Origin of the sequence: Bradyrhizobium sp. SZCCHNS30572, assembly GCF_032484415.1 — a bacterium.
Lineage (GTDB): Bacteria > Pseudomonadota > Alphaproteobacteria > Rhizobiales > Xanthobacteraceae > Bradyrhizobium.
The window spans coordinates 428291-453834 of sequence record NZ_JAUESY010000007.1 but is presented as its reverse complement, the minus strand read 5'-3'; the positions used below and the strand labels follow the sequence as shown (position 1 = coordinate 453834).

At 59.5% G+C, this 25544-nt stretch carries 21 protein-coding genes and 2 pseudogenes; 8 read left to right on the top strand and 15 right to left on the bottom strand.

The window, feature by feature from the left end:
• Positions 1-278: 278 nt before the first annotated feature.
• The gene (locus QX048_RS21840) at positions 279-1475 is read left to right on the top strand and encodes a cytochrome P450 (RefSeq protein WP_316172223.1); all 1197 of its coding nucleotides are present in this window, start codon (positions 279-281) and stop codon (positions 1473-1475) included.
• An 84-nt stretch (positions 1476-1559) separates the two neighbouring features.
• Here QX048_RS21840 and QX048_RS21835 read toward each other — a convergent pair whose 3' ends face one another.
• Positions 1560-2168 (bottom strand): hypothetical protein, encoded by a 609-nt coding sequence (locus QX048_RS21835; RefSeq protein ID WP_315753969.1) that lies wholly within the window; start codon positions 2166-2168, stop codon positions 1560-1562.
• Positions 2169-2303: 135 nt separating this feature from the next.
• Here QX048_RS21835 and QX048_RS21830 point away from each other — a divergent pair.
• Positions 2304-2510 (top strand): annotated as a pseudogene (locus QX048_RS21830) (hypothetical protein); the annotation flags it as partial.
• A gap of 85 nt (positions 2511-2595) precedes the next feature.
• Here QX048_RS21830 and QX048_RS21825 read toward each other — a convergent pair.
• From QX048_RS21825 to QX048_RS21810, 4 genes are all read right to left on the bottom strand, one after another.
• The gene (locus QX048_RS21825) at positions 2596-3735 is read right to left on the bottom strand and encodes a sensor histidine kinase (RefSeq protein ID WP_315828621.1); all 1140 of its coding nucleotides are present in this window, start codon (positions 3733-3735) and stop codon (positions 2596-2598) included.
• A gap of 167 nt (positions 3736-3902) precedes the next feature.
• Positions 3903-4589 carry a Crp/Fnr family transcriptional regulator gene (locus QX048_RS21820; protein WP_315828620.1) on the bottom strand — a complete coding sequence of 229 codons (687 nt, stop codon included), beginning with the start codon at positions 4587-4589 and terminating at the stop codon, positions 3903-3905.
• Between the two features lie 293 nt (positions 4590-4882).
• Positions 4883-5359 carry a cupin domain-containing protein gene (locus tag QX048_RS21815; protein ID WP_315753975.1) on the bottom strand — a complete coding sequence of 159 codons (477 nt, stop codon included), beginning with the start codon at positions 5357-5359 and terminating at the stop codon, positions 4883-4885.
• Between the two features lie 50 nt (positions 5360-5409).
• Positions 5410-5745 carry an HPF/RaiA family ribosome-associated protein gene (locus tag QX048_RS21810; RefSeq protein ID WP_315717609.1) on the bottom strand — a complete coding sequence of 112 codons (336 nt, stop codon included), beginning with the start codon at positions 5743-5745 and terminating at the stop codon, positions 5410-5412.
• A gap of 367 nt (positions 5746-6112) precedes the next feature.
• On the opposite strand from QX048_RS21810, the gene QX048_RS21805 reads away from it, so the two are divergent.
• Together QX048_RS21805 and QX048_RS21800 are read left to right on the top strand one after the other, a co-directional pair.
• Positions 6113-6319: a hypothetical protein gene (locus QX048_RS21805; protein WP_315753977.1), complete on the top strand. Its 207-nt coding sequence runs from the start codon at positions 6113-6115 to the stop codon at positions 6317-6319.
• A 60-nt stretch (positions 6320-6379) separates the two neighbouring features.
• Positions 6380-6862 (top strand): annotated as a pseudogene (locus QX048_RS21800) (cytochrome P450); the annotation flags it as partial.
• Between the two features lie 10 nt (positions 6863-6872).
• Here the strand turns inward: QX048_RS21800 and QX048_RS21795 are convergent.
• The 4 genes from QX048_RS21795 to QX048_RS21780 are packed head-to-tail and all read right to left on the bottom strand — an operon-like array spanning position 6873 to position 14176.
• Positions 6873-10004 (bottom strand): type I restriction endonuclease subunit R, encoded by a 3132-nt coding sequence (locus tag QX048_RS21795; RefSeq protein ID WP_315717611.1) that lies wholly within the window; start codon positions 10002-10004, stop codon positions 6873-6875.
• A 29-nt stretch (positions 10005-10033) separates the two neighbouring features.
• On the bottom strand, positions 10034-11266 hold the full coding sequence (locus QX048_RS21790; protein WP_315717612.1) for an FRG domain-containing protein: 1233 nt from the start codon (positions 11264-11266) through the stop codon (positions 10034-10036).
• A 5-nt stretch (positions 11267-11271) separates the two neighbouring features.
• Positions 11272-12588, bottom strand: coding sequence for a restriction endonuclease subunit S (locus QX048_RS21785; protein WP_315810573.1), 1317 nt, complete (start codon positions 12586-12588; stop codon positions 11272-11274).
• Positions 12581-14176: a class I SAM-dependent DNA methyltransferase gene (locus tag QX048_RS21780; RefSeq protein ID WP_315826686.1), complete on the bottom strand. Its 1596-nt coding sequence runs from the start codon at positions 14174-14176 to the stop codon at positions 12581-12583. Before QX048_RS21780 ends, QX048_RS21785 begins: the two co-directional genes overlap by 8 nt.
• A 908-nt stretch (positions 14177-15084) precedes the next feature.
• Here QX048_RS21780 and QX048_RS21775 point away from each other — a divergent pair.
• A complete protein-coding gene (locus tag QX048_RS21775; RefSeq protein WP_316200677.1) occupies positions 15085-16494 on the top strand; it encodes a tyrosine-type recombinase/integrase in 1410 nt (469 codons plus the stop codon).
• An 86-nt stretch (positions 16495-16580) separates the two neighbouring features.
• On the opposite strand, the gene QX048_RS35285 is transcribed toward QX048_RS21775, so the two are convergent.
• The gene (locus tag QX048_RS35285; RefSeq protein WP_410052177.1) at positions 16581-16745 is read right to left on the bottom strand and encodes a hypothetical protein; all 165 of its coding nucleotides are present in this window, start codon (positions 16743-16745) and stop codon (positions 16581-16583) included.
• A 371-nt stretch (positions 16746-17116) separates the two neighbouring features.
• Here QX048_RS35285 and QX048_RS21770 point away from each other — a divergent pair, with 371 nt between their 5' ends.
• Both QX048_RS21770 and QX048_RS21765 read left to right on the top strand, forming a co-directional pair.
• The gene (locus tag QX048_RS21770; RefSeq protein ID WP_316200676.1) at positions 17117-17602 is read left to right on the top strand and encodes a hypothetical protein; all 486 of its coding nucleotides are present in this window, start codon (positions 17117-17119) and stop codon (positions 17600-17602) included.
• Between the two features lie 762 nt (positions 17603-18364).
• Complete coding sequence (locus QX048_RS21765; RefSeq protein WP_316200675.1) at positions 18365-19447, top strand: phospholipase D family protein; 1083 nt, start codon at positions 18365-18367, stop codon at positions 19445-19447.
• A gap of 39 nt (positions 19448-19486) precedes the next feature.
• On the opposite strand, the gene QX048_RS21760 is transcribed toward QX048_RS21765, so the two are convergent.
• Together QX048_RS21760 and QX048_RS21755 are read right to left on the bottom strand one after the other, a co-directional pair.
• On the bottom strand, positions 19487-20482 hold the full coding sequence (locus QX048_RS21760; protein ID WP_316200674.1) for a hypothetical protein: 996 nt from the start codon (positions 20480-20482) through the stop codon (positions 19487-19489).
• Positions 20479-21276, bottom strand: a complete 798-nt coding sequence (locus QX048_RS21755; protein WP_316200673.1) for a hypothetical protein — start codon at positions 21274-21276, stop codon at positions 20479-20481. Before QX048_RS21755 ends, QX048_RS21760 begins: the two co-directional genes overlap by 4 nt.
• Before the next feature lie 594 nt (positions 21277-21870).
• On the opposite strand from QX048_RS21755, the gene QX048_RS21750 reads away from it, so the two are divergent.
• Positions 21871-22224 carry a hypothetical protein gene (locus tag QX048_RS21750; protein ID WP_316200672.1) on the top strand — a complete coding sequence of 118 codons (354 nt, stop codon included), beginning with the start codon at positions 21871-21873 and terminating at the stop codon, positions 22222-22224.
• A gap of 319 nt (positions 22225-22543) precedes the next feature.
• On the opposite strand, the gene QX048_RS21745 is transcribed toward QX048_RS21750, so the two are convergent.
• The 3 genes from QX048_RS21745 to QX048_RS21735 form a co-directional block, all read right to left on the bottom strand.
• On the bottom strand, positions 22544-24130 hold the full coding sequence (locus tag QX048_RS21745) for a DUF2235 domain-containing protein (RefSeq protein ID WP_316200671.1): 1587 nt from the start codon (positions 24128-24130) through the stop codon (positions 22544-22546).
• A gap of 756 nt (positions 24131-24886) precedes the next feature.
• On the bottom strand, positions 24887-25012 hold the full coding sequence (locus tag QX048_RS21740) for a hypothetical protein (RefSeq protein ID WP_316200670.1): 126 nt from the start codon (positions 25010-25012) through the stop codon (positions 24887-24889).
• A 285-nt stretch (positions 25013-25297) separates the two neighbouring features.
• Positions 25298-25534: a helix-turn-helix domain-containing protein gene (locus QX048_RS21735; RefSeq protein WP_172182118.1), complete on the bottom strand. Its 237-nt coding sequence runs from the start codon at positions 25532-25534 to the stop codon at positions 25298-25300.
• Between the last annotated feature and the right edge of the window lie 10 nt (positions 25535-25544).

The following is a 25544-nucleotide window of genomic DNA, read 5'->3' as shown; positions in this document are numbered from 1 at the left end:
AGTCGCTGGCAACAACGATCTCGCGATCCATCCGCGTGCTGCAATGGCGGTGGAGCGCCGACGATGTCGGAGCTGACGCCTTGAAGGACGGAATGTCGCCCGCCGGCTGTCACCGCAAACCCGCGGAATCGCTGAAGGAACGGAACTGGCGAGGTCAGAATTCGTTCGGTGCGGACGCTCGTCCCGGCCAATGCATCGGACCAGGATTGCACGGGTCCGTCCCGGCCACTATCCTTGAGGTGAGACACGCGCTGGCCCGCATCCCACAGGAGCGCCCCATGCCGACCGCGACCCCGGCTCAGACTCTGGCTCCCCTGGACGAGACCATCACCATCGCGGAGCTGACGCGCGATCCCTATCCGATCTACCGGCGGCTGCGCCGCGAAGCGCCGGTGTTGCGAGTGAAGTCGGTGGGCCGGACGTTCCTCACCAAGGCGGCCGACACCAAATATGTGAAGGACAATGCGGCGCTGTTCTCGTCCGACGATCCGAACACGCCGATGAAGCGCGCCTTCCTCGCGCATACCCTGATGCGCAAGGATCACGATGAGCACCGCGCCGAACGCATGGCGATGATGCCGGCTTTGATGCCGAAGACGATCGAAGCCGTCTGGGAGCCGCTCTACACCAAATTCGCCACTGATTATCTCGGCCGGCTGCCGCGCGGCGAGATCGTCGATCTCTTCCCCGCCCTCGCAGGCCCCTTGGCCGCGCGCATCCTCGCTGAAGTGATGGGCATCCCGGACGCCAGCGACGCGGACATGCAGCGCTGGTCGCAGGCCCTGATCGACGGCGCCGGCAATTTCGGCTGGACGCCGGGGCCGTTCGACGCGTCCGATATCGCCAACGCCGAGATGGACCGCTGCATCCGCGCCAACATGGCGCGCGTCCGTGCCGCGCCGGATTCGTCCGCGCTCTCCTTCATGGTCAACGCGAAGAATCCGATTGCCGAAAGCCAGATCATCGCCAACATCAAGATCGCGATCGGCGGCGGCATCAACGAGCCGCGCGACGCGCTGCTGACGATCCTCTACGGCCTGCTCACCAATCCGGAGCAGCTCGCCGCGGTGCGCGCGCAGGACAAATGGCGCTCCGCCTTCGAGGAAGGCGTGCGCTGGGTGGCGCCGATCCAGGCGAGCTCACGCCTGGTGATGGAGGACACCGAGATCCGCGGCTGCCTGATCCCGAAGGGCGACACCGTGATGACCATCCAGGCCTCCGCCAACCATAACGAGAAGCTGTTCACCGACGGCGAGACCACCAACGCCCTGCGCGACCCCAACCCCCACCAGGCCTTCGGCAACGGCCCCCACCACTGCGCCGGCGCCCACCTCTCCCGCCGCACCGTCGGCGCCATCCTGCTGCCAATGCTGTTCGAGCGTTTCCCCAACTTGACGCTGCCCGATCCCGCGAGCGTGCGCTGGCACGGATTCGGCTTCCGCGGCCCGCTCAATCTGCCGGTACGGCTGCAATAGGTCCGGCACGAAGGGCGTTGTTCTTCGCGTTGTCTCAGTGCACCTGAGGCGGGCCCCGGGTTGGTTGGAATCACCACGTTCGAGTTATCGCGCTTTGGCAGGCCCGGTGGCGATCTCGACGACGGCCTTCGTGAACCTGCGGTAGATGTCGATCTGTCTGCCGGCAAACGTGGTCGCGACGCCGAACATGCTGAGAGGCGAGCGCATCGTGGCGAGGCTGGCCGCCAAATCGAGATTGTCTCGCGTCATCTCCATAAGCAGGGTCTGGCAGGCCTCCATGCCGGCGAGCGCCGGCGGCGGTCCGCCCGCCACGGGCGAGGGATCGGCCGCCCTGGCTTCAGCGATCGGGGTTGGCTGGGCTTCGTGCGAGTCCGTCCCAGCGCCGACAGGCTGAGCGGCATCGGGCTTCAGCTCGCTGAGAGGCGGCAGGCGCGCCGGCGCGGATTCGGGCTCACGAGGCGGGAGCGGCGGCAGGATCGTTTCCGTCTCCTGGCCGGGTCGTCCCGGGAGCCTCGTTTCGGTCTCCGGAACTGCCTGCAGTTCGTCTGCGTCCGAGCTTACGAACTCGGTTAGCACGCGAGCGCGCTTCTGCCTCGCTGTCGCGTCGGCGTGTTTGGGCATTGATACCGGCTTCGCCACGACGGGTTTCGCGCTGTTCCCCTTGTGGGAGCCATTTGATTTGCGCTTGTTCATTGAAAGGCCTTCCTGTGCGGCATCGCCGGAGTGGGGCCAGCCCGGTCTCGATACCAATCTCCGTGTCGGACCATTGGTTCCTTGCGATCAGGACGCCGTCGCTCGAGCGAGGAGAGTGAGCTGGGCAATCGGGGCGGCCTGCACCATTGCGCCGGCGCCCACCTCTCCCACCGCACCGTCGGCGCCATCCTGCTGCCGATGCGGTTCGAGCGTTTTCCCAACATGACCTTGCCCGATCCCGCGAGCGTGCGCTGGCACGGGTTCGGCTTCCGCGGCCCGCTCAATCTGCCGGTTCGGCTGCAGGAGAAGCAGCGCGCGGGGGATCGTACTACTGCGCGCTGAGTCAGTGCGCCTGATCTGGTCGCGGGTGGGCTAGGACCCTGGTCTCTCCGTCGTACTGATCGGGTCGTACTGATCGGCGACGACGTCACGATCGGCTGACGGTTCGCGATCCGGCCATGGATCCCGCCTTGGATTCGGCCCTGGATCGGATCGCGGAAGCGGACGGCACGCTTGCTCCGGTCAAGTCGTCGCGGGTCGCCACGGCGGCGTGACGCACCGAGACGGTCGTGCCGGGCCGGCCGGCCACGGTCGTGACCTCGGCACCGAGCTGCTTCGCCAGCGCCGTGACGATGCCGGTGCCGAGGCCCCCCTTCGGCCGGCCGTTCAGCTGCAATTTCCCCGTTCCATTGTCCGAGACGGACAGGGTCCAGCCGGCTCCGGAGGACTCGTAGGTCACGGTGATCAGCCCATTCGCGGTGTCCTCGGGAAACGCATGCTTGAGGGAGTTGATGACGAGCTCGGTGACGATCAGCCCGAGACTTTCGGCTTCGCTCGTCGTCGCCTGGCCGTCGCCGCGGGTTTCGATCCTGGTCCGCTGATGGTCGGCGATCATCGATTGCGAGATCGCCTGGCAGAGCCTCGCGAAATGCGCTCCGAGCGCGACCACGCCGCTGCGCGCGGAGGTGTGGAGACTCTGCTGGATGTTCGCGAACGAGATGACGCGGTCGCGGGCGTCGTCCAGGTGGCGTCGCGCCTCCTCGGAGCCGACGGACCGTGCCTTCAACGAGATGATGCTGGCGATGATCGCCAGGCTGTTGCCGACGCGGTGCTGAAACTCCTCGAGCAGCATATCCTTCTGACGCAGCAGCTCCTCGTTCCGGCGCGCCATCTCGCGCTCGCTGGTGACGTCCTCGAGGCCGAGCAGGATGGTCGTATGGGACCCGACCGTGTAGGACACCTGCCGGGCGTTCAGCCGCATCGCCCGGGGTCCGACGGCGGGAAAGACGTGCTCCACCTCGAAATCATGCAGCACGCCGGTGTTGGAGAAGATCTGGCTCAGCCACGACTTCAGCGCCGGAATATTCCAGGCGCCGTCATCCAGCTCATAGAAGAGTTGTCCCAGCACATCCTCGGGCGTCGCGGAGAAGGTGAGATAGAACGAACGGCTGGCGGCAATCACGCGGAGATCGTGGTCGAGGACGAGCAGCGGCTCCCGGACCGTGTCCACAATGGCTTCGGCAAGTGCGCACGCGTCAGACGCGTCGGAAAACTGCTGCTTGAACATGTGGTCCCCTCCCTACGCAACACGTCCCCCCGTCACGAACGCTTCGCGTGTCCCGCCTTCAAGCGGCGAAACGAAACGCAGAGCCCGGCGGCGAGTTCTGGCAGCTAGCGATGCGGACGGAGTTCCGTCTGTGCAAAACAGACCACCCGCGCGCTGCACACCCGCAGCTAGTTCTGCTGCTCCGCCTGCAGGTTGTCGTTCAGGACGGCTTGCAGCAGCGCCGGATAGACGACGATCTCGCCGTCATATTCGATCAGGCCCGCCTTTCTGAACTTGTTCATGAAATGACTGACGCGCGACCGCGTCGTGCCGATCATTTCGGCCAGCGTTTCCTGGCTGATTCTTGGAATGACCGGCAGCGGCGTTTCGCCGCGGCCGTAATCGGCCATCGTCAGAAGCAGCCGCGCCAGCCGCTTTTCGCTGCTATGGAAGAGCTGGTCGATCAGGTCCGCCTCGAACCGGTCGATCCTGGCCAGCAGAAACGCGACGAACATCTCCGCAAGCTCGGGGTGGAGGCGAAGCGCTGCGATCATCGTCTTCTTGGCGATGGCGGTGACCACGCAATCCTGCAGGGCGAATGCCGAGCCGGTATGCACCGCCTGCCGCGTCAGACAGCCTTCGCCGAAAAACTGCCCGGCATCGACGATGCCGATGACCGCTTCCTTGCCGACGTCGTTGACGACGGTCAGCTTGATCTTTCCCTGTTGGAGAAAGAACAGGGCGTCGGCCGGGTCGCCCTGGGCGAACACGCTTCCCCCCTTGGGAACCTTCAGGACCTTCTGCCCCGGGCATACCTTGTCGAGAAAGGCCTTCGGATCAAATCTGGCGAGGTTCGAACTCGGCACAGCCCCCATCCCCCTCGGTGGACATGCCGAAATTTTACGGTGGAAACCGCTTCCATCTTTGCGCTAGGTCAATCTTCTCATCGCCCTCCGATTGAGTTCCCGGCGAGGATAAGGCGCCGCGAGCACCATTCTGCAATCGATGCGAGACCTTCCCTGCGATGCAGCCCCTCACATGATGGAGCATGCTCACGCCGGAGCCGCTTCGAACGAGAGACCGGCGTGCACCAGACCCCGCGCGTTCGACCATCTCCTCGGCGCGCGCCGGCCGAGTGAATGAGGCCTCATCGCATCCTCGCGGTCGTTCATCCGTGGTGATCGGCCACCTGTTTGGGTTGCACAGACCAGGTCGCGGGCGCGTCGTCACGGTCGGCTGCGGCCGCAGCCGCCGTCGCCTGCACCTTGCCCGGCGCGTGATGGGCCGGCGCATAGATCGCATAGACCTGCATCGGCGTCGGGCCGATGTTGGTGATGTTGTGCCAGGTCCCGGCCGGAACGAGCACGCACCAGCCGTTCGACACCGTCTGGTCGAATGTCAGCTCGTCCTTGGCGGGCCCCATCTGCACCCGGCCGCGGCCGGCATCGAGCCGCAGGAACTGATCGGTTTCCGGATGCGCCTCCAGGCCGATGTCGCCGCCGACCGGAATCGACATCAGCGTCACCTGCAGATAGCGCCCGCTCCAGGCGACCGACCGATAATTGGCATTGTCCCGCGTCGCCCGCTCGATGTCGAACGCCTGCGGCTGCGGCCCGATGTCGGTGATCTCAGCAAGCATGTCCATCACGGATCTCCCAACCGGCGGCCTTGCCGGCAAACCGTCCCGCCACGCGTCTAGCGATGGTCCCGAAGCTGATCGGACACCGCCTCCTTGCCGAAGGCGTGGTCGAGCGCGCGCTTCAGCTTGTGGACCGCGCCACGCACGGCCTGCTCCATGAAGCTGTCCTGATGCGCCGCGACGATCGGCTCGCCGCCGTCACGGTGCACCTCGATCTTGCAGCTCTTGTCGTCGTGACTGGGCTTGTGGCTCACCGCGTCGCTGAGCTGCACGTCGATCCGCCTGACCTGATCCTCATAGCGATGCAGCACCGCATGAAGCGACGCCTTCACGTCCTGCGACAACTGCTCGCCGTCCTCGACGTTTCCATCGGTCCTGACATCGATCAACATCCGTGTCTCCTTCAGGTGAAGCGTCAAACGTCGCAAGATGGAATTCGCGATCATGATCAGCTCTCCGGCATGGTCGTCATCCAAGCTTCGACGCCGCCGCACGGCACGCGACGCCACGACGCGTCGTTCGCGGGCGGCCGCCACGACTGAACGCCCCGTGATACAGCGGGTCTGAAGCGACGCTTGATCCGCCTCGCGGCCTTTCGGGCGGGGCGAAGCCGCCGTTCGAGCGCGTCTCCCAATGTCTCCCGCAACCAGACTGCCAGAGGCGAACGCGCGCGGCTGATCAATATTGCTCAGTCAATACCGGAGAATCAGGCGCAACCTGCGGCGACCCAACTTTCGAGTCTGCACCGGAGATGGGATGATGGATTGTCCGATCACATTTCGCTGCCCCCAGACAGGGTCCGAGGTCGATGCCATCCTGCACCAGCCGAAGGACGACTGTCGGTTCGAGACCGTGACCTTCGAGACCGTGAGCTGCCCGGCCTGCTCGAGATTCCACTTCATCCACGCCATGACCGGCGCGCTCATTCCTCCGACCCTGCTGGGCCCGGGGAACTGGACGCCGTAGCGGCGGGCTCGAAGGGCGAACGTCCCGTCTCGCACATTCCTGTGCGGAGGCCGCTGCCGCGGCATCAACGAACCGCGCGACGCGCTGCTGACGATCCTCTACGGCCTCCTCACCAATCCGGAGCAGCTCGCCGCTGTGCGCGCGCAGGACAAATGACGATCGGTCTTCGAGGAAGGTGTGCGCTGGGTGGCGCCGAGCCCGGCGAGCTCACGCCTGGTGATGGAGGACACCGAGATCCGCGGCTGCCTGATCCCGAAGGGCGACACCGTGATGACCATCCAGGCCTCCGCCAACCATAACGAGAAGCTGTTCACCGACGGCGAGACCACCAACGCCCTGCGCGACCCCAACCCCCACCAGGCCTTCGGCAACGGCCCCCACCACTGCGCCGGCGCCCACCTCTCCCGCCGCACCGTCGGCGCGATATTGCTGCCGATGCTGTTCGAGCGGTTTCCGAAGATGGAGCTGGTGGATGCGGCGGGCGTGCGGTGGCACGGGTTCGGGTTTCGGGGGCCGCTGGGGTTGGTAGTGAGGTTGCGGTAGCGATATTCAATTAGAGAGTTCTTAGCAAAATCTCCGCTTGGGCAAGAACGGTCTGTACCGCCTCATCCGCAAGGTCTGGCGGATAACCGTATTTTTTAAGTATGCGTTTCACCAAGACGCGCATACGGGCGCGAGCGCTTTCGCGCTGATGCCAATCGACGGTGACGTTGCTGCGCAACTGCTCCAGCAGCTCATGGGCGATGACACGCAGTTTGTCGTTGCCCATGGCTTCCACCGCGCTCTCGTTTTCCGCAAGCGCCATGTAGAACGCAACCTCTTCCTCGCTGAGGCCCATCTCTTCGCCACGCGCGCGAGACGCTTTCATGTCCTTGGCGAGTTCGATCAGTTCTTGAATCATCTCTGCGGCTGAAATAGCCCCCGCATGGTAGCGGGCGACCGCCTCCTCCAACCTGCTGGAAAACGCTTTGCTTTCAACCAGATTGCTCTTTGCGCGGCTAACGATTTCGCCATTGAGCAGCTTCTTCAACGCTTCCAGCGCTAGGTTCTTCTTCTCCATCTTGCCGACTTCCAAGAGGAATTCGTCGGACAAGATTGAAATGTCCGGGGACTGGAAGCCTGCCACTTTTAGGATATCGATAATCTCGGAAGACGCAACGGCACGATCAATGAGTTGCTGAACGGCGAAAGCCCGGTCTTTTTCGCTGATCTTTCCGGTCGCCGTGGTCTTGGCCAGCGCTGCCCGGATTGCCTGGAAGAAGCCGACCTCATCGCGAATGGTACGAGCCTCATCGCTCGCAGAAGCAAGAGCGTAGGCTTTTGATAGTTCGAGCACCATGTCCATGAAGCGGCGGTGCGCTCGCTTCTTTTCCTCATCGGTCTTCTGCCGTGCTGCCTGAGCTTCCTGCCACTTCAGAACCCAGTCGATAGCTCCGCCAAGGCAGATCAGGCGTTGGCGTGGTTGGCCGTTGATACCGAGGCGATAATCAAAGCCATGGAATAGGTCTCGGATGGTCTCGTACCGTTCCATCATCGCGGCGACGGCTGCGGATTCGTCGATTCCAGTCTTATCGCGGTCGGAATCGGTGTATTGGCTGAGCGCGTTGCGAAGATTCTGCGCAACGCCGATGTAATCGACCACCAGACCGCCGGGCTTGTCCTTAAAAACACGATTCACACGGGCAATTGCTTGCATAAGCCCGTGTCCGCGCATCGGCTTGTCGATATACATGGTGTTCATGCAAGGTGCATCAAATCCGGTCAGCCACATATCGCAAACGATGACCAGGCGAAGCGGATCATCGGGACTACGCGCACGCTTTGCCAGGTCGTCGCGGCGCTTCTTTGATCCGATATGTTGCTGCCATTCGAGCGGGTCTGACGCTGAGCCGGTCATCACGATCTTGACTGCACCTTCGGCATCGTCGGTCGAGTGCCAGTCCGGCCGCAAGGCGATGATGCGGTCATAAAGGGAGACGCAGATTCGGCGGCTCATGCAGACGGCCATCGCCTTGCCATTCATCGCCTCGATGCGCGCTTCAAGGTGCGCGACCATGTCCTCCGCCACCTGCGACAACCGCTTTTCAGACCCCACCAAGGCTTCGACGGCTGACCATCTTGCCTTGAGCTTTTCCGCCTCGGTCAGCGATTCATCCTCGACCAGCGCCTCGATCTCGCTGTCGATCAGCGGCTTTTCGTCTTCGCTCAGTACGATCCGGGCCAGGCGGCTTTCATAGAAAATCGGCACGGTCGCGCCGTCTTCCACCGCACGGCTGATGTCGTAGATGTCGATGTATTCACCGAAGATCGCGGGCGTGTTGATATCTGCTGCTTCAATCGGGGTGCCGGTAAAGCCGATGAACGATGCGTTCGGCATGGCCTGTCGGATATAGTGAGCATAGCCATAGCGCCTCAGGCCCGTTTCCCGGTTGAGCCGTGCCTCGAAACCGTATTGGCTACGGTGCGCTTCATCCGCGATCACGATGATGTTGCGCCGGTCGGACAGCAGCGGGAAGCTTTCTTCGCCCTTCTCCGGCGAAAACTTCTGGACAGTGGTGAACACCACGCCGCCTGCTGCCTTGTCAAGCAGCCGCTTGAGGTCGGCGCGGCTGTCCGCCTGCTCCGGCTTCTGGCGGATCAGGTCGCGGCACAGGCCGAAGGTGCTGAAAAGCTGATCGTCGAGATCGTTTCGGTCGGTCAGCACGACGAGCGTCGGGTTTTCGAGCGCCTGCGACTTCACAGCCAGCCCAGCGAAGAACGCCATCAACAGGCTCTTGCCTGAACCCTGCGTGTGCCAGATCACGCCGATCTTGCGGTCGCCGTCAGGCCGCGAGGCTTCCACCGCCTGCCGCACGGCCTTCTGCGCGCCGTGGAACTGATGATAGCCGGCGATGATCTTGAACGACCCTTCGCCCTTGTCGCCGAACACGATGAAATCGCGGATTAGGGCCAGCAGGTTCTCACGTGTGAACACGCCGCGCAGCAGGGTTTCCAGCTCGGGCGTGCCTCGGTGAGCGAAATCTTTGCCGTCCACGGTCCGCCAGGGCATGAAGCGTTCGGCATTGGCAGTGATGGAACCGATGCGCGCCTCCATGCCGTCTGATGTCACCAGAATGGCGTTGGTGTTGAACAAGGCGGGGATCTGGTGGAGGTAGGTCTGCAATTGATTGTAGGCGTCGGCAATCGTCGCGTTCTGCGCAGCGGCGTTCTTCAGTTCCACCACGGCCAGCGGCATGCCGTTGACGAACAACACGACGTCCGGGCGACGACTGGCGCGGTTCTGCACGACGACGAACTGGTTTATAGCCAGCCAGTCGTTCGCGTCGGGGTGGTCAAGGTCGATCAGCCAAATCTTGGTGGCGGCAGTCTTGCCACTGTCGGCGCGATATTCGACATCGATGCCATCGGTCAGCAGCTTGTGGATGCGTCGGTTTTCCTCGACTAAAGAGGGCAACTCGCCGGTTAACACGCGGCGCAGGGCCTCCTCTCGAGCAGCTTCCGGTGCATCGGGGTTGATCCGAGCGATCGCAACTTCCAGCCTGCTTGTCAGAATAACATCCCCAAAGGATCGACGCTCTGGAGCAATTCCATCGGGAGCAATCACTGAACCATGGACGTAGGACCATCCAAGCTCTCGCAACGTTTCCAGCGCCGCCAGCTCAACAATGTCTTCGGTAATGGTCAAGGGGCGCCTCCCGAAGGCCCAGCATACTTCTACTGGTGGGGCCGGTTATTAACTTTCCGCCAGTTTGATTCGAATAAATCCAACAATTGCAGCGCGCATGCCTCCGCAACCGACTTGTTGACACTGTTGCTCAACAAGAACTTGCGAAATTCGAGCTTGAGGTTCGCCCGCACAGCATCACGTTCTGGCCAATCGAGCCCCGCAACGCGCTCATACAGGTTGATGATCTTTGGCGCCCAGCCAGTCAGCAAATCTGCAGAAAATTTGTCGCCTGGCCCCAACATATTTTGCAAAAGCTGGGTTATGACTTCTGCGGAAATTTCACCTGCTGTTATCAATTGTGAATCTAGCGGCGCTGAAACATCTTTGCGCTGCTGTTCATGATCTTCAGCCTGCGTTCGGAGTCGGCGCTGTTCAAGCACCTGGGCTTCCAATTCGCCGTGTCTCTCTTCCTCGATCACCCGCGCCAACCAATCATTGCAGTATTTCGATGCGCCGCCTGGATCAGGAAAAAGATTGGCATGATGAATATTCATCTTGCGTAACGTGTTCAGACACTCAACGCGATGTTCATTTGGGATGTGGATTTTCGCGATAAATCGAGACACGTCCATAGGGTCGCTGGGATCGATTACTTCGTTTTCGATCAATTCATTCAAGATTGCGGACACGAGATTGTCTCTACCGCTGGGCGTGATAGTGAACAACCCCGCCTGATTGACCAGCCGCGCATTTTCGTGATGAGTTGGTTCGAAAATGATCTCGGAAAGGCTCTCATCAGCACGAATGGCGGTCATATTCAGGCAGAAGACCGCGCGCGAGGGATTGTCCACGCCTTCGAGGTCCGGCTCATCGAAAGCGAAGAACAGCGCGACATAGGGCGATTTAGTCCAGTCGATCAGCGGAGTTCGCAGGCCGTGATGCTGACCGAAGGCCCAAATTTCCTGCTCATCCAAGCCACTAACATCCAGACCGCGCCCGCGCATGGCGAGACGAAACTGACCCAGCAAGCTGGCTTCGTGTTGAGGGGGGACCGATCCGCCATCAAAAAGTCGTGCAAGAGTAGAGGACAGATGCCAGTTATGCCCGCGCTGTCCACGATAGATGATTTCTGCTTTTGCCCGATTATGATCCGGCGAACGCATCGCTTCAATGAACTTTTCCCAGCTTTCAACCCGGCAGGCAGGAACGAGCCCATCGATACGCTCGTCTCCAAAGGCATAGGCCGGAAACAGCGGCAACGACCGGAAATAAGGGGCCACGTCCATTAGTCGATTTCAGCTTTTTGGGCGACGCGCACTGCACCAGACATTAGTATGGGCAGCAGATAGTCGCGGGTTGCAGCGAGAGTGACGTTTTGAAGGAGCGTCGCAACGAGTCGGTCAAAGATCGGCCCGACAAAGGCCGCGAACGCGGCAGCAACCGGCGGAGTTGGCTTCGTGATCAAAAGGCGCTTCATATCGTCCTTTGTCACATGACCAAGACCCGTCGTTTGTTTGTTTCGTGCAAGCTCCGAAAACTGCGGCATTAGCCATTTCAGCAAGGTGTACAATGCTGACCTGTCCATCTTTCCGTTCTCTCGCACCGCGAAAATATGCTGATTCAGCCAAGCCTCACCGCCGGTCCAAATGAACGCGTCGATCGAAGTGTCAGGATTTCCGGACCACGAAAACAGTAGCTCGCCGTCACTAATCCGATATTTTTGCCCAAGATCCGTATTCGTAAACCTCGTTTGATTAGTGATGCCCGCTTTTAGCTCAGCGATCTTGACGACCGGTAAGCCGAGCCCCTTCTGTACGAAGTGCATGTTCTTGTATGCGGCACCATTAACCCAATGCGCCTGATCCAAAAGCGACTCTTTATCCCACCCGATCGGCAAGCCTTCCGCGCCGAAGACGGCGGGGAACAGAGCAGAAAGCTCGGCGGCGCGGATCGGGTCTGTGTTCAGGCCGCCCATAATCGCCACTGGATCTGTGACGCCAGCTAGCTTGCGCTGTATCGGGCCGAAGTCGACAAACCAATCCCGAAAGATCGCCTGCGCTATACTCTCCAGCGTCTCAGTTGTCTGTCGATTCAAAGAAATCTTTCGGTCTAACGAGAAAAGGACATCCAGGATTTGATCTTGGACACAGACTTCTGGAACCGACACTTCCATTTTCGCAAGTCGAGTGACGTAAATGTGCTTAATAGTCGAGCCATCGGCGTCGCCCAGCATTTTTGCGAAGTTATTTGGCTCTTCCAGTAAGTATTTTAGGAACTGCGGCCTGATTCTGTTTGATGGCCTCAAAAGTGCGACAGACTGATTGATACAAACATCATCTCTGTCTACAACGGCAATCCTACCAAGCGTCCCGTCTTTGGTGACTAATACGTCGCCGACCTTTGGCCGGCTTTTGGCAGTAAGAAGCGTATTGTAGGCTTCCCAAGATGTGCGTCGCGCCTGCTCATACAAGATGCGGCCAAAGTTGATATCTTTCGCTGTAAGCATGAAGGGGCCGACACTCGTTGTCGGCATTGGGTTGGTGAATCCATACGTAATCCGCTCTAGATAGCTATCCAGCGGCCCGCTCGACCAATTACTCATTTCCAGTCAGCCCACCAAAAGCATCGGCAATTTTCTCATCAAGCGCCCGCGCATCCTCCATGAGATCGAACATCTTTGAACGAAGTACACTAATACGTTGCTCGAACGAGATACCGTCATCGACAAAATCTTGGATTCCGACGTATCGCCCTGGAGTGAGAACATAACCGAGCTCTCGGACCTCCTCCAAAGAAGCTGACCTGCAAAATCCTGTGATATCTTGATACTCGCCAAGTCCCGCTTCCGGCTTCGCCCTCCAGCGGTGATAAACTTCGGTGATCGTGCCAATATCGCTTTCAGAAAACTCACGGCGGGTGCGGTCCACCATATGGCCCAGATTGCGGGCATCGATGAACAGGATTTCGCCGCACCGGTCACGGTGCCCGTTCGCGCTCTTGTCACGGGCCAGAAACCAAAGGCAGGCGGGAATCTGGGTAGAATAGAATAGCTGACCCGGCAGCGCGACCATGCAATCAACAACGTCGCCCTCGATCATGGCCTTGCGGATTTCGCCTTCGCCCGATTGCTGGGATGACATCGATCCGTTGGCCAGGACGACGCCCGCAGTGCCGCGCGGAGCAAGGTGGTGAATGATATGCTGAAGCCAAGCGAAGTTGGCGTTGCTCGCAGGCGGTGTGCCGTATTTCCAGCGGACATCGTCTTCAAGCTGGGGCTGCCACCAGTCCGAAATGTTGAAGGGTGGGTTTGCCATCGCATAATCAAACTTCAGCGTGGGAAAGGCGTCGTTGAGGAAAGAGCCTTCGTTGTTCCACCTGATATCCGCATCGATGCCGCGAACGGCCAAGTTCATCTTGCAGAGCTTCCACGTGGTGTGGTTACGCTCCTGCCCATAGATGGCGATGTCGCTGCGGCGGCCCTGATGATTCTCGACGAATCGTTCGGACTGCACGAACATCCCGCCCGATCCGCAAGCCGGATCGTACACGCGACCATTGTGCGGCTCCAACATCTCGACGATAGTCTGGACGACCGAACGGGGCGTGAAAAACTCGCCGCCGCGCCGGCCTTCCGCGCCAGCAAACTGGCTGATGAAATACTCATAGGCCCGGCCGAGCAAGTCCTTCGACTTGCCGTCCGCACTATGCATCCCGACCTTGGAAAACAGGTCGATCAGCTCACCTAACATGGTCTTGTCGAGCTGCGGGCGACCGTACTCCTTGGGCAGCACGTCCTTCAGCACAGAGGCGTTGGCGCGCTCGATGGAATCCATCGCGTTGTCGATCAGGTTGCCGATGTCGCCCACGCGCTCCCTGCCGGTGGCAACATCGATAAAGGTGATCTGCGGGCGCTTTGCGTTGGCCTGCAAGTTCTCCCACCGCGCTTCCGGTGGTACCCAGAAGACGTTTGACGCGAGATATTCTTCAGGATCTTCGGGGTCGGCGAACTCCTCCTGCAACAGCTTGGCGCGATGATGCTCGAATGCCTCGGAGATGTATTTCAGGAATATCAGGCCAAGCGCGACATGCTTGTATTCCGATGGTTCAAGGTTCCCGCGAAGCTTGTCCGCGGCCTTGAATAACTCCGCTTCGAACCCAAGATCACTGCCACTATTAATTTGCGATGCCATTGATTCGGAATCCCCCTGCTTTATGACGCATAGCTGAGTGAGAAGCCTGCGGGCAACTGGCCAAATACCTCATTCGTGGAAAGATGCTTAGCCGTGATGTACCCAGCCAAAGGGGAATCAGCGAGAGCAACTATCTCCGATCGGAGTTTCCGAGCCGCTCCAAAGAAATCTCCCACCTGCCCAAACTGCCCGTCATGCCAGTTTGCCGCATTCCGTCGGGCAACTTCGGCCTTGTGTCGTCGGGCAAATCAGATCGATGCTTCCCGCCGTCTCCTGCTCACAGAAGGGGCGTTTCGCGATCGTCACGGACCGTGGAGCGGGAGATGCGGTGGCCGCCTGGGGTCGCAGTGCGCGTTTCGCGTGCGGACGAACGAACCCTGGGCGGACGGTCAAGCCGTGTGGTCCCGACACCCCGACGCTGGTGTCTTGGTCGGCGACGACGTCGATGACGGGGGCAAGCAAGCCCGGTCCCCTGGGAGAGCACGGAGCAGCCGTTCAACCCATCGCGCAGGGAAGGCCGGATGTTCGGCCAATCCTGTGGTGACTGCCGCCTGCTTTTCTTTCTGCAGGCGGGCCATGGGTGCGGCCTGCACCCGGCCTTCCCTGCGCCCTTCTTTTGAAAGGGTGCCTTGATGAGCAAAGCTCGGACGCGACAGCGCGCCGCGAGGCTGAGGAGCCGCGTCGTGATGGTCGGAGATTGAGGGTTGAGCGCCGGGAAATGGCGCTCCCTAGGGGAATCGAACCCCTGTTTCAGCCTTGAGAGTTGGAGTTTTTCCGGCTCGGCCAGTTCGCATCCATTCGCCACAATCCAATATTATCATATACTTAGACGATGGCGGTTCGCGGTCGGCCGTCTCCGTACGCCCTCGCTTATTCGACGGATATTCGACGCTTTCGAGAAGGTCGTCATGGCGAAAACACTCGCAGAGGAACAGATAACGACGGCCAGGGCACGCTCCAGGTTGGATCTAGGCGTGCATTGGCGTCGCCTCGATGCCGAGGCGCATCTTGGCTATCGCAAGGGCAAGCGAAGTGGGAAATGGTTGGTTCGCTGGCGCAATCGCCATGATGGGGCAAATTACAGGCAGGCGCCGATCGGCGTTGCCAACGACGTCAACGACAAACCAGCCGAAGGCACGCTGACCTTTGAACAAGCCGTGACACAAGCGCGAGAACACGTCACCCGGTCAAGGGCAGAAGCGGCGGCGCTAGCTGCCGGACCGCCGCCCACAGTGCAAGCGGCAATTGAGATATACGTTCGAGAGCGCAACGCTCGTGACAGCCGGAGGGCCGGTCGCGACGTTCGCTCCGATGCTGGCCACCGACTGCGGCGCTACCTTCTTGGCCAAGAGCGCCGTGGTCGTCAGGAAGCCATTAAGGCTGCCTCCCTTGTCGCTGTCCGCCTGTACGCGTTGACAGAAAATCACCTTTTGACTTGGCGTGAGAGCCTGCCCGCAAAACTGAAGGCCACAACCAGGCGCCGGCTCGCAGCTGACCTGAAGGCTGCCCTAAATGCAGCATGGCTCCGCCTACCCTCGGAACAAAAGAAGTTGAACCCGACATTTCCCTCGATCGTGAAAGACGGCCTCAAGGCTGAGCGAATCGACGATGACGACGAGACATCTGTCGCTCGAGACAACCAAATCCTCACGGATACACAGGTCAGTACTCTCCTCCGAGCCGCGCGCAAGATCGATGAGGAGCAAGGGTTTGAAGGCGACCTGTATCGTATTGTCGTGTGCCTTGCGGCCACGGGTGCCCGATTCGCGCAACTAAGGCGAATGCGCGTGAGTGATGCGCAGCGAATAGAGCGACGCTTAATGGTGCCAGGGTCATACAAGGGGCGCGGCGGCAACGGCGGCTATGTCCCGGTACCCGTGGGTGAAGATGTCATCGACGTTTTGCTGCCGGCAATTTCAGGCCGCCCGAAAGAAGCGTCATTGTTCGAGCGATGGCGGTACCAGCAGGCTGGTAGCTTCGGGTGGAAAAAGTCGGAGCGCGGTCCCTGGAGGACAGCCGAACTCACTCGCCCGTGGCAAGACATCCGCAAGCGCGCCGGGCTCCCGAAGGTCATCCCTTATGCATTCCGGCATTCCAGCATCGTACGCGGCCTCCGCAATCTACTGCCTATCCAACACGTTGCTAAACTGCACAACACGTCGGTGCAGATGATTGAACGCCATTATGCGAAATACATCGCAACGGCCCTCGAAGATCTTGCCAGGGCGGCTGTCATACCGCTTATTCTCCCGGAGAGGCCAAGCAAGCATTTCGCCGATGGCGGGGTCCAACCAGAAGCTCTTGTTGCCGATCCATGATGCCTTAGATGGAACGGCCCTGTTGGGCCTGCGTCGTAACGCTGCAGGCAGTCAGTTATTTTATTGTCTACTTTTGAGGAAAAAATCTATCTGCTGTTGGCGGGTACCGCATTGATGCCAACTAGAGACAGCAGAGATTGCACAACGACGAGCCTGCGACGACCGATCGTCGTAGTCGTAACTCGACCATTTCCGATGAGCTCATAGATTTTTGTTCGCCCAAGACCGGTCGCTTCACACGCTTCCGCCACGGTACAGGTCAGCCGCTGCGCAAACGGGATGCAATCCGGCGGGTGACGCTTCGACTCCTCTGGAGTCACAATAGGCGCCGTTTGGGTAGTGCATTCGATGTCTCGGCCACGCCGCGTCAAGGATGTACTTCCTCCGTGATCGAAGGAATGCACCGTGAGGCCGCCTGCACCCGACGTCAACAGGACCGAAAGAGCAGAGTGTCCTGGCGTACATCAGAAGACTGCGGAGGGATCAGCCTAAAAAACCTGAGCCAACATTTTCGGACCGCATGGTCGCGTTCGAGTCGTCCTTCTATCGCCTGTGCGACTCATTCGCTTCTATGCGGTATTCACAGTCCGCAACATCGATGAGTTTGGAGAGCGCGGGCCTAATGAAGAAGGAACGAAGACGCAAGCGCAAGCAGCCGCAGACGTACAAACAGGCGCTGCTTGCGTCCGTGAAATCCGTCACGGTGAGTTACTATTTACAAAAAAACGGCGACGGCGTCTCGGACGAAGCCATAACCGAGGTGCTCTGCGACATCGTCGCAATGCAGCCTGAGATGCCCAAGCACCTAGGCAAAGAAGTGACCTGCTCGCTCATGTGTTCGCGTGTTGATGATCCAGACGAAGTGCCTTGGCCGCGAATTGGCAAGGGTCAGACCGTTTCCGAAATGCCTTTCTTGCTCGACATGCGACTTAGCAACGAAGGCGGATTATTCTCCGCTTACTTGCCCGAGGCCGCGTACTGGGCGTTGCAGGTCGACTTGAAGAACGGGCGATTGAAGTTCATCGAGGCAACCTTCATCAAGACTCGTCGTGGGGGTGGTGATCTGATCAGCTTGAGCTTCTCGGAAACCCCGCCGGAACAATCGTGAGCGGGATTTGCGATCGGGTGGATAGACGTGCCTATCCGACTGGGGCGACCTGACGCGGAGCGTTCGAAAAACGGCGGTAAAGGTTTGCTCTCGTCATCGCATATGACCGTTGGCCTCCAAGGCAAAGGTCACATGTTCGAATCGCATCGAGTGCGCCAGTGAAATCAAGAGCTTGCACCGCAGCCGTGATCGCAATCAACCTTCACACGGGAGAGTCCAAGGTTCGATCCCTTGTGCGCCCACCATTCGATCATTGCAATCAATGACTTAGCGAGCCTCTTCGCCTGATGCGTGCCCCAAAAAAGCTGGGGCACAATAGGGGCACATCGGCTCTCTGCGGGCCTGACAAGAACGGCAGCGCCATGGCCTCCCCGCACGCGCTGCTGCCGCGATCCCGACGTCAATTTGCGGACGCTCACGATATCGCCGCCTCGAAGGCCCATGGGAACCGACAACGAGGGCGACCTTCATCTTTGGACTTTCCGCGGCCGGCATTAGAGCCGAAACGCGGGGGATAGATCTGAAGGACGACGAGTCTGACGAGGGTCAACTGCGACTACAGGGGTGATCAATCGATAGGTTCAAATCGGAGACTGGCAACGATCTTTACTTGCTATTCAATGCTGCGGCGTACCGGCTCAATCAGACAAATCCCGTTGCCGGCCGCGAGGCCCATGTCGCCGCCAGCAGCTGCGTTACGGCAAAAGATGACCGTTGTGGGCCCGATTACCAGGACGGGGTACCCGCAGAGGCCTCCGGTCTGTGCAACAAATCCAGATCTGCTATTCTCTTTGGATGGCGACGTCTGAATTCATCCTTCAGGGTTTCACGTCAACAACGCATATCGATGCGTTGCATCGGCTATTTGAGCTACCGGATGTTCAAAAGGTTCTGGTGAGCGCTGCGTTCGTTTCTGAAGGGGGCGTGGACCGGATTGAAGCACATCTGATCCCGCACTTGGCCTGCACGACCATGTTTGTGGGCATTCGAAACGGCGCTACCTCGTACCAAGGGTTGGCTCGGCTACACCGCGTCGTAAATGAGCTCTACACTGTCGATACGGGATCCCGGACAGTGATCTTCCATCCCAAGCTATACCTCGTGCGTGGGAGAGAGCGTGCACGCCTGATCATAGGTAGCGCTAATCTCACTCTTGCAGGTTTGCACTACAATATCGAAACCGGAATGCTGCTCGATTTCGATTTGACGGACGCAGTCGACAAGGCAGAAGTTGACAGAATTGAAATGCTTTTTGCAGCATCTGTGACGGATTACCCGAGGCATGTAGTCAAGGTTGGCAGTATCGCTGATCTTGACGAACTGTTGGCTATGAACCGGCTCATCGATGAAAGTGTCGGCTCTTCGGCGCGCGAACCCATCGATAGCGCCGCAGCAGATTCCGCAAGCGAAGAGACCGACGTTGATGAAGATGTCGACGATAGCGCGATCCCGCGGATACGACTTAAGACGGGGTCTCTGCGAAGCAGTGTCATCAAAGAACACTTCGTCTCGAAAGATACCGAGCAGGACAAAGTGCCTGCCGAGGAAAGTGAACCAGTCGAGCTTCCGCCGCCCGTGATCGAGACTGAGGTTGAAGTGGTACCGGGAGATGCCACCCGGTTCGCATTCAGGACTTCGCGCCAGAGCAGCGGACACGGCGAAGGTCCCAGGGTGCGAGCACGAAGACTGCGGGCGGAAGCCAAGGCAAAGGGAAAGAAGTGGTACTTTACAGGCGATCCCTGCATCTATGGCCATGTCGAGGATCGGCTGGTCAGCAACGGCAAGTGTCGGGAGTGCAACCGGTTAGATTCCGAACGGTCTAATCGGCTAGGACTCTACCGCTGAGGGCAGCAAACAACTACAGCCCCCTCTGCGTGGCGGGCATCACGCAAACTGAATCGGATCGCTTTCAAACTGTTTTCGGGTGATGTCCCAGAAAGCACGTACCACCTCGTCCCGGCGCGCGAATTGAGACATTGCATCCTGGGGCTTTATGCCCTCAGGCAATTCACCGCGGAGTCGATCGGCCTCGTTAAGCTGATCGATGATGCGCTGGCTGGCTAACATGGCCTTCGGCCAGTCCACCTGCGCCGGGTCGCGAACGAAGCCCTTTCTTTTGAGGTCGTAGCCGTACAGCTTGGCCATCCAGTACGCATAGAACATACCGTAGCTCGGCTTCTCTTCCACGGCCAGACTTTCGGCAAGTCCGGCCAGCTGCATCAGGAGGCGGTCCGCGCCAGCGACAAAACGCCAGAGCCTGGCTTCCTTGCTCAACCGGCGCGATGTGGTGAGAAAAGTCCACAAGACCTCCTTGTCGGTTTCTTCTGAAACGTTCAGGACCTGATAGTCATCCAGAAAATCGATCCAGCCATCAAGCTCCCTGTCCTTGTACCAAAGCGCGTGCTGAGAGAGGAATGATGCGAAGCGTCCTTGCGTGCTTTTGCGGACGGGCGGCAGCTCGGGGATCCTCTTGAAGCCCAGATCGAGTTCGACCCGCTGGGCCAGGTAGACGATCGCGGCATAGCTGTAGTCGCGCAGGTACCGGCGCGCCCCGTCCGACCACAGGAGAGCACCCAATTCCCGGTAAATGCGATCCCTGACATCCTCAAGCTGGATGTATCCGGTCTCGACCGCGAGCTCGTACAGCTGATAAAGGGTGAGCGCTTCATCGAAGGAATCCCGTACAATCCCTTCTTCGAGATAAATCTCGTCGTCCCAGTGAGACCGCAGGAGACGCCGGAGCTGTCTTTGCCTCATCGCCACCTCGATTGACGATCCCGCGGGCGGACCGCCAATCTCACGCCAGGCGCGCCTGCCTCTTCTGATCCAGGGCCCCTGGTTGAGGAACTTGATGCGCTGTCTGGCCTCGAACGCCGTCACGGCAGCCCCCTCAGTTCATCCAGCAGAAAGCCCTGGGTGGATTGAGCATTATTGACGATCTTCACCATCCCGGAGTGATCCATGGCGGTCACGGCCTTATCATCGTCGTCCCAGTCCACCAGGCCGCCCATACCAACCACATGATCATCGGTGCCGAGAATGACTTTGGTGGGTCCGAACGCCGACTTGCCATGCAGCCGCATCGTCTTGCTCCAGACATGAAGCATTTCGAGTTCAGGATTACCCTCCACCAGCGCGCGCGCGATCCGGAAATTCTTGGGCAGAACGGCCGCGGGCTTGCCCTTGAACAGATCAACGATCCTGAACAGTCCGCCCATCCCGGCCAGCGGACTACCATTGAGCGGGCTTCCGAACAGAACCGCCTTCTTCAGCGCGGTCATCATACCCGGCGGCTGCTTTGAGGCGGCGCAAAGCAGCTGCCGAACACCCAGCGTGCCGAGCGAGTGCGCGAAGATCGCAAGCTGCGTATAGGCGTTGTTGTCAAACGGCGGCTGACCTGTCGAGGCTCTATGCCATTGCGTGCCGACAAGATCGGCGATGGCCATGTAAGTATTGATGGAATAGGTCTCGTAACCAACGAAGAGATAATCCCAGGTCGAGAGCTTCTGATCGGCGTCGGCATGCTGCGTCAGAAAATTTGCCAGCTCGCCCCATGTGCTCAGATAGCTCCCCGAGAACCCGTGGACGAAGATCACCAGCTTGGAATTCGGACTGTCGCTGCGACGCACATAGGCCCAGAGCTCCTTTTGGCGATCGAACAACGCCCGGGTCATGTCGAGCCCTCCAAAGCCTGATCACCTGAACGGGAATTTCCTGAGGAAACTGTCTCGCTCCAACGCTTCGATCCGCTTGTCAATCGGCACATCGTTGAAAAGCCGGTTCTGCGGATGCAACAGAACAGCCGGGCCGCTTCTCGGCCCTAGCCGTTTTGGCACCGCTTGTTCGCACCCTGACCGCCCAGCCGGGATCATCGGGCGGGCAATCACATTTGGTGATGTCCTCAGAAAGATCTCCCTCCTATTGGCCTGTGTAGGCTCCTCTTCTGCATTTGCAAACGTCGCTGTCGGTGAACGAGCTGCCTTCAATCCCCAGCGGCCGCCGGACTTCAGTATCTTCAGCTTACGGGAGAGATCGAACGGATTACTCAACGCCAACGCGCCACAACCCCGGGCAGGCTAAAACAGAATGGGCTGGCCGGACAACTAGAAAGTGCGCCAACATTTGGCGGCTTAGGGCCAGAACAGTGCACTTACGCGTCGCCGCCAACATGTACGCATTGGTTTCTAAAGAGCTGGACGGCTACAGGATCGAGGAAGTCCTCGCGCTATCGTCAAAGGCATTTCCGAAGGAAACAATGGCTTCTCTTCATGAACCGGGTTGAGCGCGCCGCCAACGACGAAGATTGGCAATATCAGCCCGTCAACAATGGACCGTACACTCACATACCGCTCCGGTTCCGCGATTCCGACGCCTATTCCGAGTTGCTGAGGACAGTCGCAGAGTGGATGAAGTCTGGTAAAAGCAAGCCCGCCGTGTTTGGCGATCGTGCCCAGGAATTGTTCGAGAGTTTGTTCGGGCCTTTCGACGGGGAGACGGCAGCGTTTCTGGAAGAATGGATTGCAATGTCCGACGAAAGCGATTTGCGTTTGATCTCCGATATACTTGGTGAGGCAATCCACGACTTTGCTTTCACCCACCGACCGTTTGTCGAACGCCTTTAGATAAGGACAAACAGATAGACCCGAGAGTCCTCAAGACAGCCATTAGCTCGCTGTTTGCCTCTGCGATCGGCGGCATTCGGTCAGGAACACCAGGGGAGGCGATCCGCGTGATATCAAGATAAAAGAAGAGAGCGAGAAAATCCTCCAATCGGTGCCGAGATTTTCACCAGCGTTCGAGTTATACGATGCGCTGCGAAAGCATGCCGAGGAAGGCATTGCTGACTCAAAGCGGGAAAAGGAAGCTTTTGAGGACTGATCATCTGTTCACCCACGAGAGAATTACATGACCATCCAGCTTACCGAAAAAAGAAAATTCCATCTACCGCAGGAATTGTGCTGGAGGCGCCAGTTCTTCGCTTCTGCCAGGCGGCGGCGCACCCGCAGGCGGTGGAGCAGAATAAAACTGTTTGAAGTCATCGTGTTCACGAAGTGCCTCCGGGCGATAGCTGCCGACTTTGTCTCCCGCGCAATCAATAATCGTTTCCAACGCAAACCGGACCTTGACCGTCGGATGAATCTTCGCCTGAGGTAGAATTGACCGCTTGATGATCTCGTAGTTGGCATTTGCCAGAAGGCCTCGCAGGAGACGGGGCAGCCGCTCCCTGAATGCATCAATGGCATCTCGGGTACCCGCAATCTCGCTGTGCTGCATGCTCGTCCCGTCCGGGTAGAGATGCAAAGGTGTGCCGGTAGCACCCGTGCCAGTCACGACTCCGCCGTTGACCGTTACCGGTCCGAATTTGATCGGATGGTCCAGGGTAAGGATCTCTTCCAGCATCCATTGCAGCGAAATATCAGACAGCCGGGACTCGGTCTCCGGATAGCTGCCACCGATATCGGAGTGGTTACCGGCAAACCAAACTTGCGACAATTGCTTGCTGTCTGCCTGCCCCCATGTGACGCGGTCGAAATCCTTTCGCCTTTCGTCAATGGCGTTGGCCGAACGGGCCGTGCCAACATATTTCGACAAGAGGCGGTCGAAGTTGCCTGACTTCCATTCGGCCTGGTGGGAATGCTTATCGCCCTTGTTCGGGAAATCGTAGATCGTCTTCGTGTATTGCGCGCGCTGCCTGTACAGAAACCAGACGACCGAGAGCACGACCAGAGCGGCACCTATCACAAGCTCCGACCACCAGAAGCCGAGGTCAAAATAGTATCCTGCGACTAACGACGGTAGGATTGCTACGACGGCAGCCGCGAAGCTGGCCATGCTGGCGAAGAGAAGCGTCAGACCCGCCTGAATCACAAACCTGCGCACGCCGCTCGCGCCGAGCGCCGCGACTGTATCAAAGACGCCAACAAAGTAGACGGCCGCGTTGGACCTGTCCTTGTCGGCATCCTCACCGACAAAGTTCGAGCCGTACTTCGCGCGAAATCTTCGGGCCTGCTCGTCACGCTCGGTCTCATAATCCCCGCGCGCATGTCCAGCGCCATGCTCATAGACGGTTTCAACAGCTTCCCTTGCGATATCATGGACCTGCTTGCGGTAGCGCAGCAGTGGACCGTTCTCCGCCTTTGTCGGGATGCCACACAGCATGATCGTGTTGGCAAGACAGCGGACGGTGTACGCGCCACGACTGAAGCCGATCAGGTAGATCCTGTCGCCCTCCTTGTAGTGATTGATTATGAACTCGTAGCAGTCGGCCATGTTCTTGGTGATGCCGCGTCCAGTCACCGACTGCAGCAGCTTGTCAATCTTACGCATGATGCCGGTCAGGCCGCTTGCACCGATGTCAGTTCCTAGCCCAGGATCATAGAAGCAGACCTGTTCGGTCGGATCGATCGGATTGTCCGGATGCACGTGAGACGACCGGTACATCTTGTAGACGTTGCTGATGCGTTGCTCCGGACGAACGCCGCCGTCCTGACCCGTCCCGTCGGAATAAACGACGATGTTCTTCGACATGAAAGGCAACCTCCGTCGCGGGAGCAGCAGCCGTCACCAAGCGCCCACGCGCCACATTAGTTGAGTCCAATTAAACATCCTACCCCCACGTGAACAAAGCCCGGTAGAGGCGGCTATCGCGCGATCCCGCCTCTCTCAATGCCCGGCCAGCGCCAACGCGGCCAGAAATGGGGCGGAGAGTTAGGCCAACGGCGCATCCCCACAAGGCATCCAACCGCCCCCTCGGTCGGAACCTCCTTGCGCGTCCGCTCGATCCGTCCGGCCTCTTGAGCTCCCGAAGGCCGCGATTGGCGTGGCCAGGAAACTAACAGGAGAAATCCAAAATGGCACTCACTCACAAAGAGCTGCCCCACCCTCACAGTTTTCGTGTCGGACGGTGGAAGGCGACGAGGCCTTTTAGACCAGAATCGGCGCGGCCTGGTCGCACGAAGACCGTCGGGGCTACGACGTGGTGCTGACAGCGGTGCCTCTGAATGGCCGACTGGTGGTTCCTGACTTTGTCCAGGATCGTCGCGGCGGTGCGCCGGAGGTCGTGGGGCGTCCATCGCTCCATCTTCAGCCCCTCAACCAAGCGCTGCGCCGCTTCGTGTAACTGTTTGCGGCCAGTCGGCTTGAACAGCCTCACCGTCGGGTCGCTCTGTAGGTGCGGCCGCACCAGTCCGAGGGGCAAGCCGGTGAGCGGCGCGATGAACGGGCTCCCGGCCTTCGTCCGCTCTGCGGAAAGCGACCGGTGCGGACCATTCTCGCTCGGCCCGCTCAAGTTGCGAAGCTCGCCGCCGACCATGCCGCCCTAACGAGGACCAGCCGCAGCGCGGTTTCGGCGTCCCGCGACACCTGTACGTTTAAGTCTTTTTCGGCGTCGGCGCGCTCGATCTTCGGCATCAGCGGCGTTCCGCCGGCCGCCACGGTCTTGCGGCGTCGTTCGCGATATCGCGCGCTCTGGCCAGCGACACGTCCGAGTGTCGACCAAACTTAAGCCAAGTGACGTAACCCGTGCCCTTGTTACGGTAGCCGCCCTGGCAACTCATCAACAGCAAAGGACCGCCCGACGCTCCGCTGACTTCGCCGCACTTTCATCGCTTTTGTCGCGAATCTGGAACAGGAAGTCCAGTACATCGCGCGGTTTTCGAAACGCGGTCTCGTTCGAGCGAACGGATTTCGCAAGATCTACTTGCGACTCAGTTTCCGGACTACGTCGACCGGGTCGAACCCCAGGATCTTCCCCAACTCGATCAGCTCGACGACATCAATCCGTCGCTGGCCGGATTCCATATGGGTCACCCAAGATTGGTAGACACCCATCTTCTCAGCTAGGTCGACCTGTCTCAGCCCCGCAGCCTTCCTGTGCTCGACCAGCATGGCGGCAAGCTTCTTCTGCAGCGGTGATGTCACCGTTTTCGGCATCCTGGCCTCC

What these genes read in the sequence shown, in the direction of transcription:
- QX048_RS21735 (WP_172182118.1), bottom strand. Translation starts at nt 25,534, where the DNA reads ATGCCGAAAACGGTGACATCACCGCTGCAGAAGAAGCTTGCCGCCATG.
- QX048_RS21770 (WP_316200676.1), top strand. Translation starts at nt 17,117, where the DNA reads ATGAAGAAGGAACGAAGACGCAAGCGCAAGCAGCCGCAGACGTACAAA.
- QX048_RS21780 (WP_315826686.1), bottom strand. Translation starts at nt 14,176, where the DNA reads ATGGCATCGCAAATTAATAGTGGCAGTGATCTTGGGTTCGAAGCGGAG.
- QX048_RS21775 (WP_316200677.1), top strand. Translation starts at nt 15,085, where the DNA reads ATGGCGAAAACACTCGCAGAGGAACAGATAACGACGGCCAGGGCACGC.
- QX048_RS21785 (WP_315810573.1), bottom strand. Translation starts at nt 12,588, where the DNA reads ATGAGTAATTGGTCGAGCGGGCCGCTGGATAGCTATCTAGAGCGGATT.
- QX048_RS21805 (WP_315753977.1), top strand. Translation starts at nt 6,113, where the DNA reads ATGGATTGTCCGATCACATTTCGCTGCCCCCAGACAGGGTCCGAGGTC.
- QX048_RS21740 (WP_316200670.1), bottom strand. Translation starts at nt 25,012, where the DNA reads ATGCCGAAGATCGAGCGCGCCGACGCCGAAAAAGACTTAAACGTACAG.
- QX048_RS21840 (WP_316172223.1), top strand. Translation starts at nt 279, where the DNA reads ATGCCGACCGCGACCCCGGCTCAGACTCTGGCTCCCCTGGACGAGACC.
- QX048_RS21810 (WP_315717609.1), bottom strand. Translation starts at nt 5,745, where the DNA reads ATGTTGATCGATGTCAGGACCGATGGAAACGTCGAGGACGGCGAGCAG.
- QX048_RS21820 (WP_315828620.1), bottom strand. Translation starts at nt 4,589, where the DNA reads ATGGGGGCTGTGCCGAGTTCGAACCTCGCCAGATTTGATCCGAAGGCC.
- QX048_RS21825 (WP_315828621.1), bottom strand. Translation starts at nt 3,735, where the DNA reads ATGTTCAAGCAGCAGTTTTCCGACGCGTCTGACGCGTGCGCACTTGCC.
- QX048_RS21815 (WP_315753975.1), bottom strand. Translation starts at nt 5,359, where the DNA reads ATGGACATGCTTGCTGAGATCACCGACATCGGGCCGCAGCCGCAGGCG.
- QX048_RS21835 (WP_315753969.1), bottom strand. Translation starts at nt 2,168, where the DNA reads ATGAACAAGCGCAAATCAAATGGCTCCCACAAGGGGAACAGCGCGAAA.
- QX048_RS21745 (WP_316200671.1), bottom strand. Translation starts at nt 24,130, where the DNA reads ATGTCGAAGAACATCGTCGTTTATTCCGACGGGACGGGTCAGGACGGC.
- QX048_RS21750 (WP_316200672.1), top strand. Translation starts at nt 21,871, where the DNA reads ATGAACCGGGTTGAGCGCGCCGCCAACGACGAAGATTGGCAATATCAG.
- QX048_RS21755 (WP_316200673.1), bottom strand. Translation starts at nt 21,276, where the DNA reads ATGACCCGGGCGTTGTTCGATCGCCAAAAGGAGCTCTGGGCCTATGTG.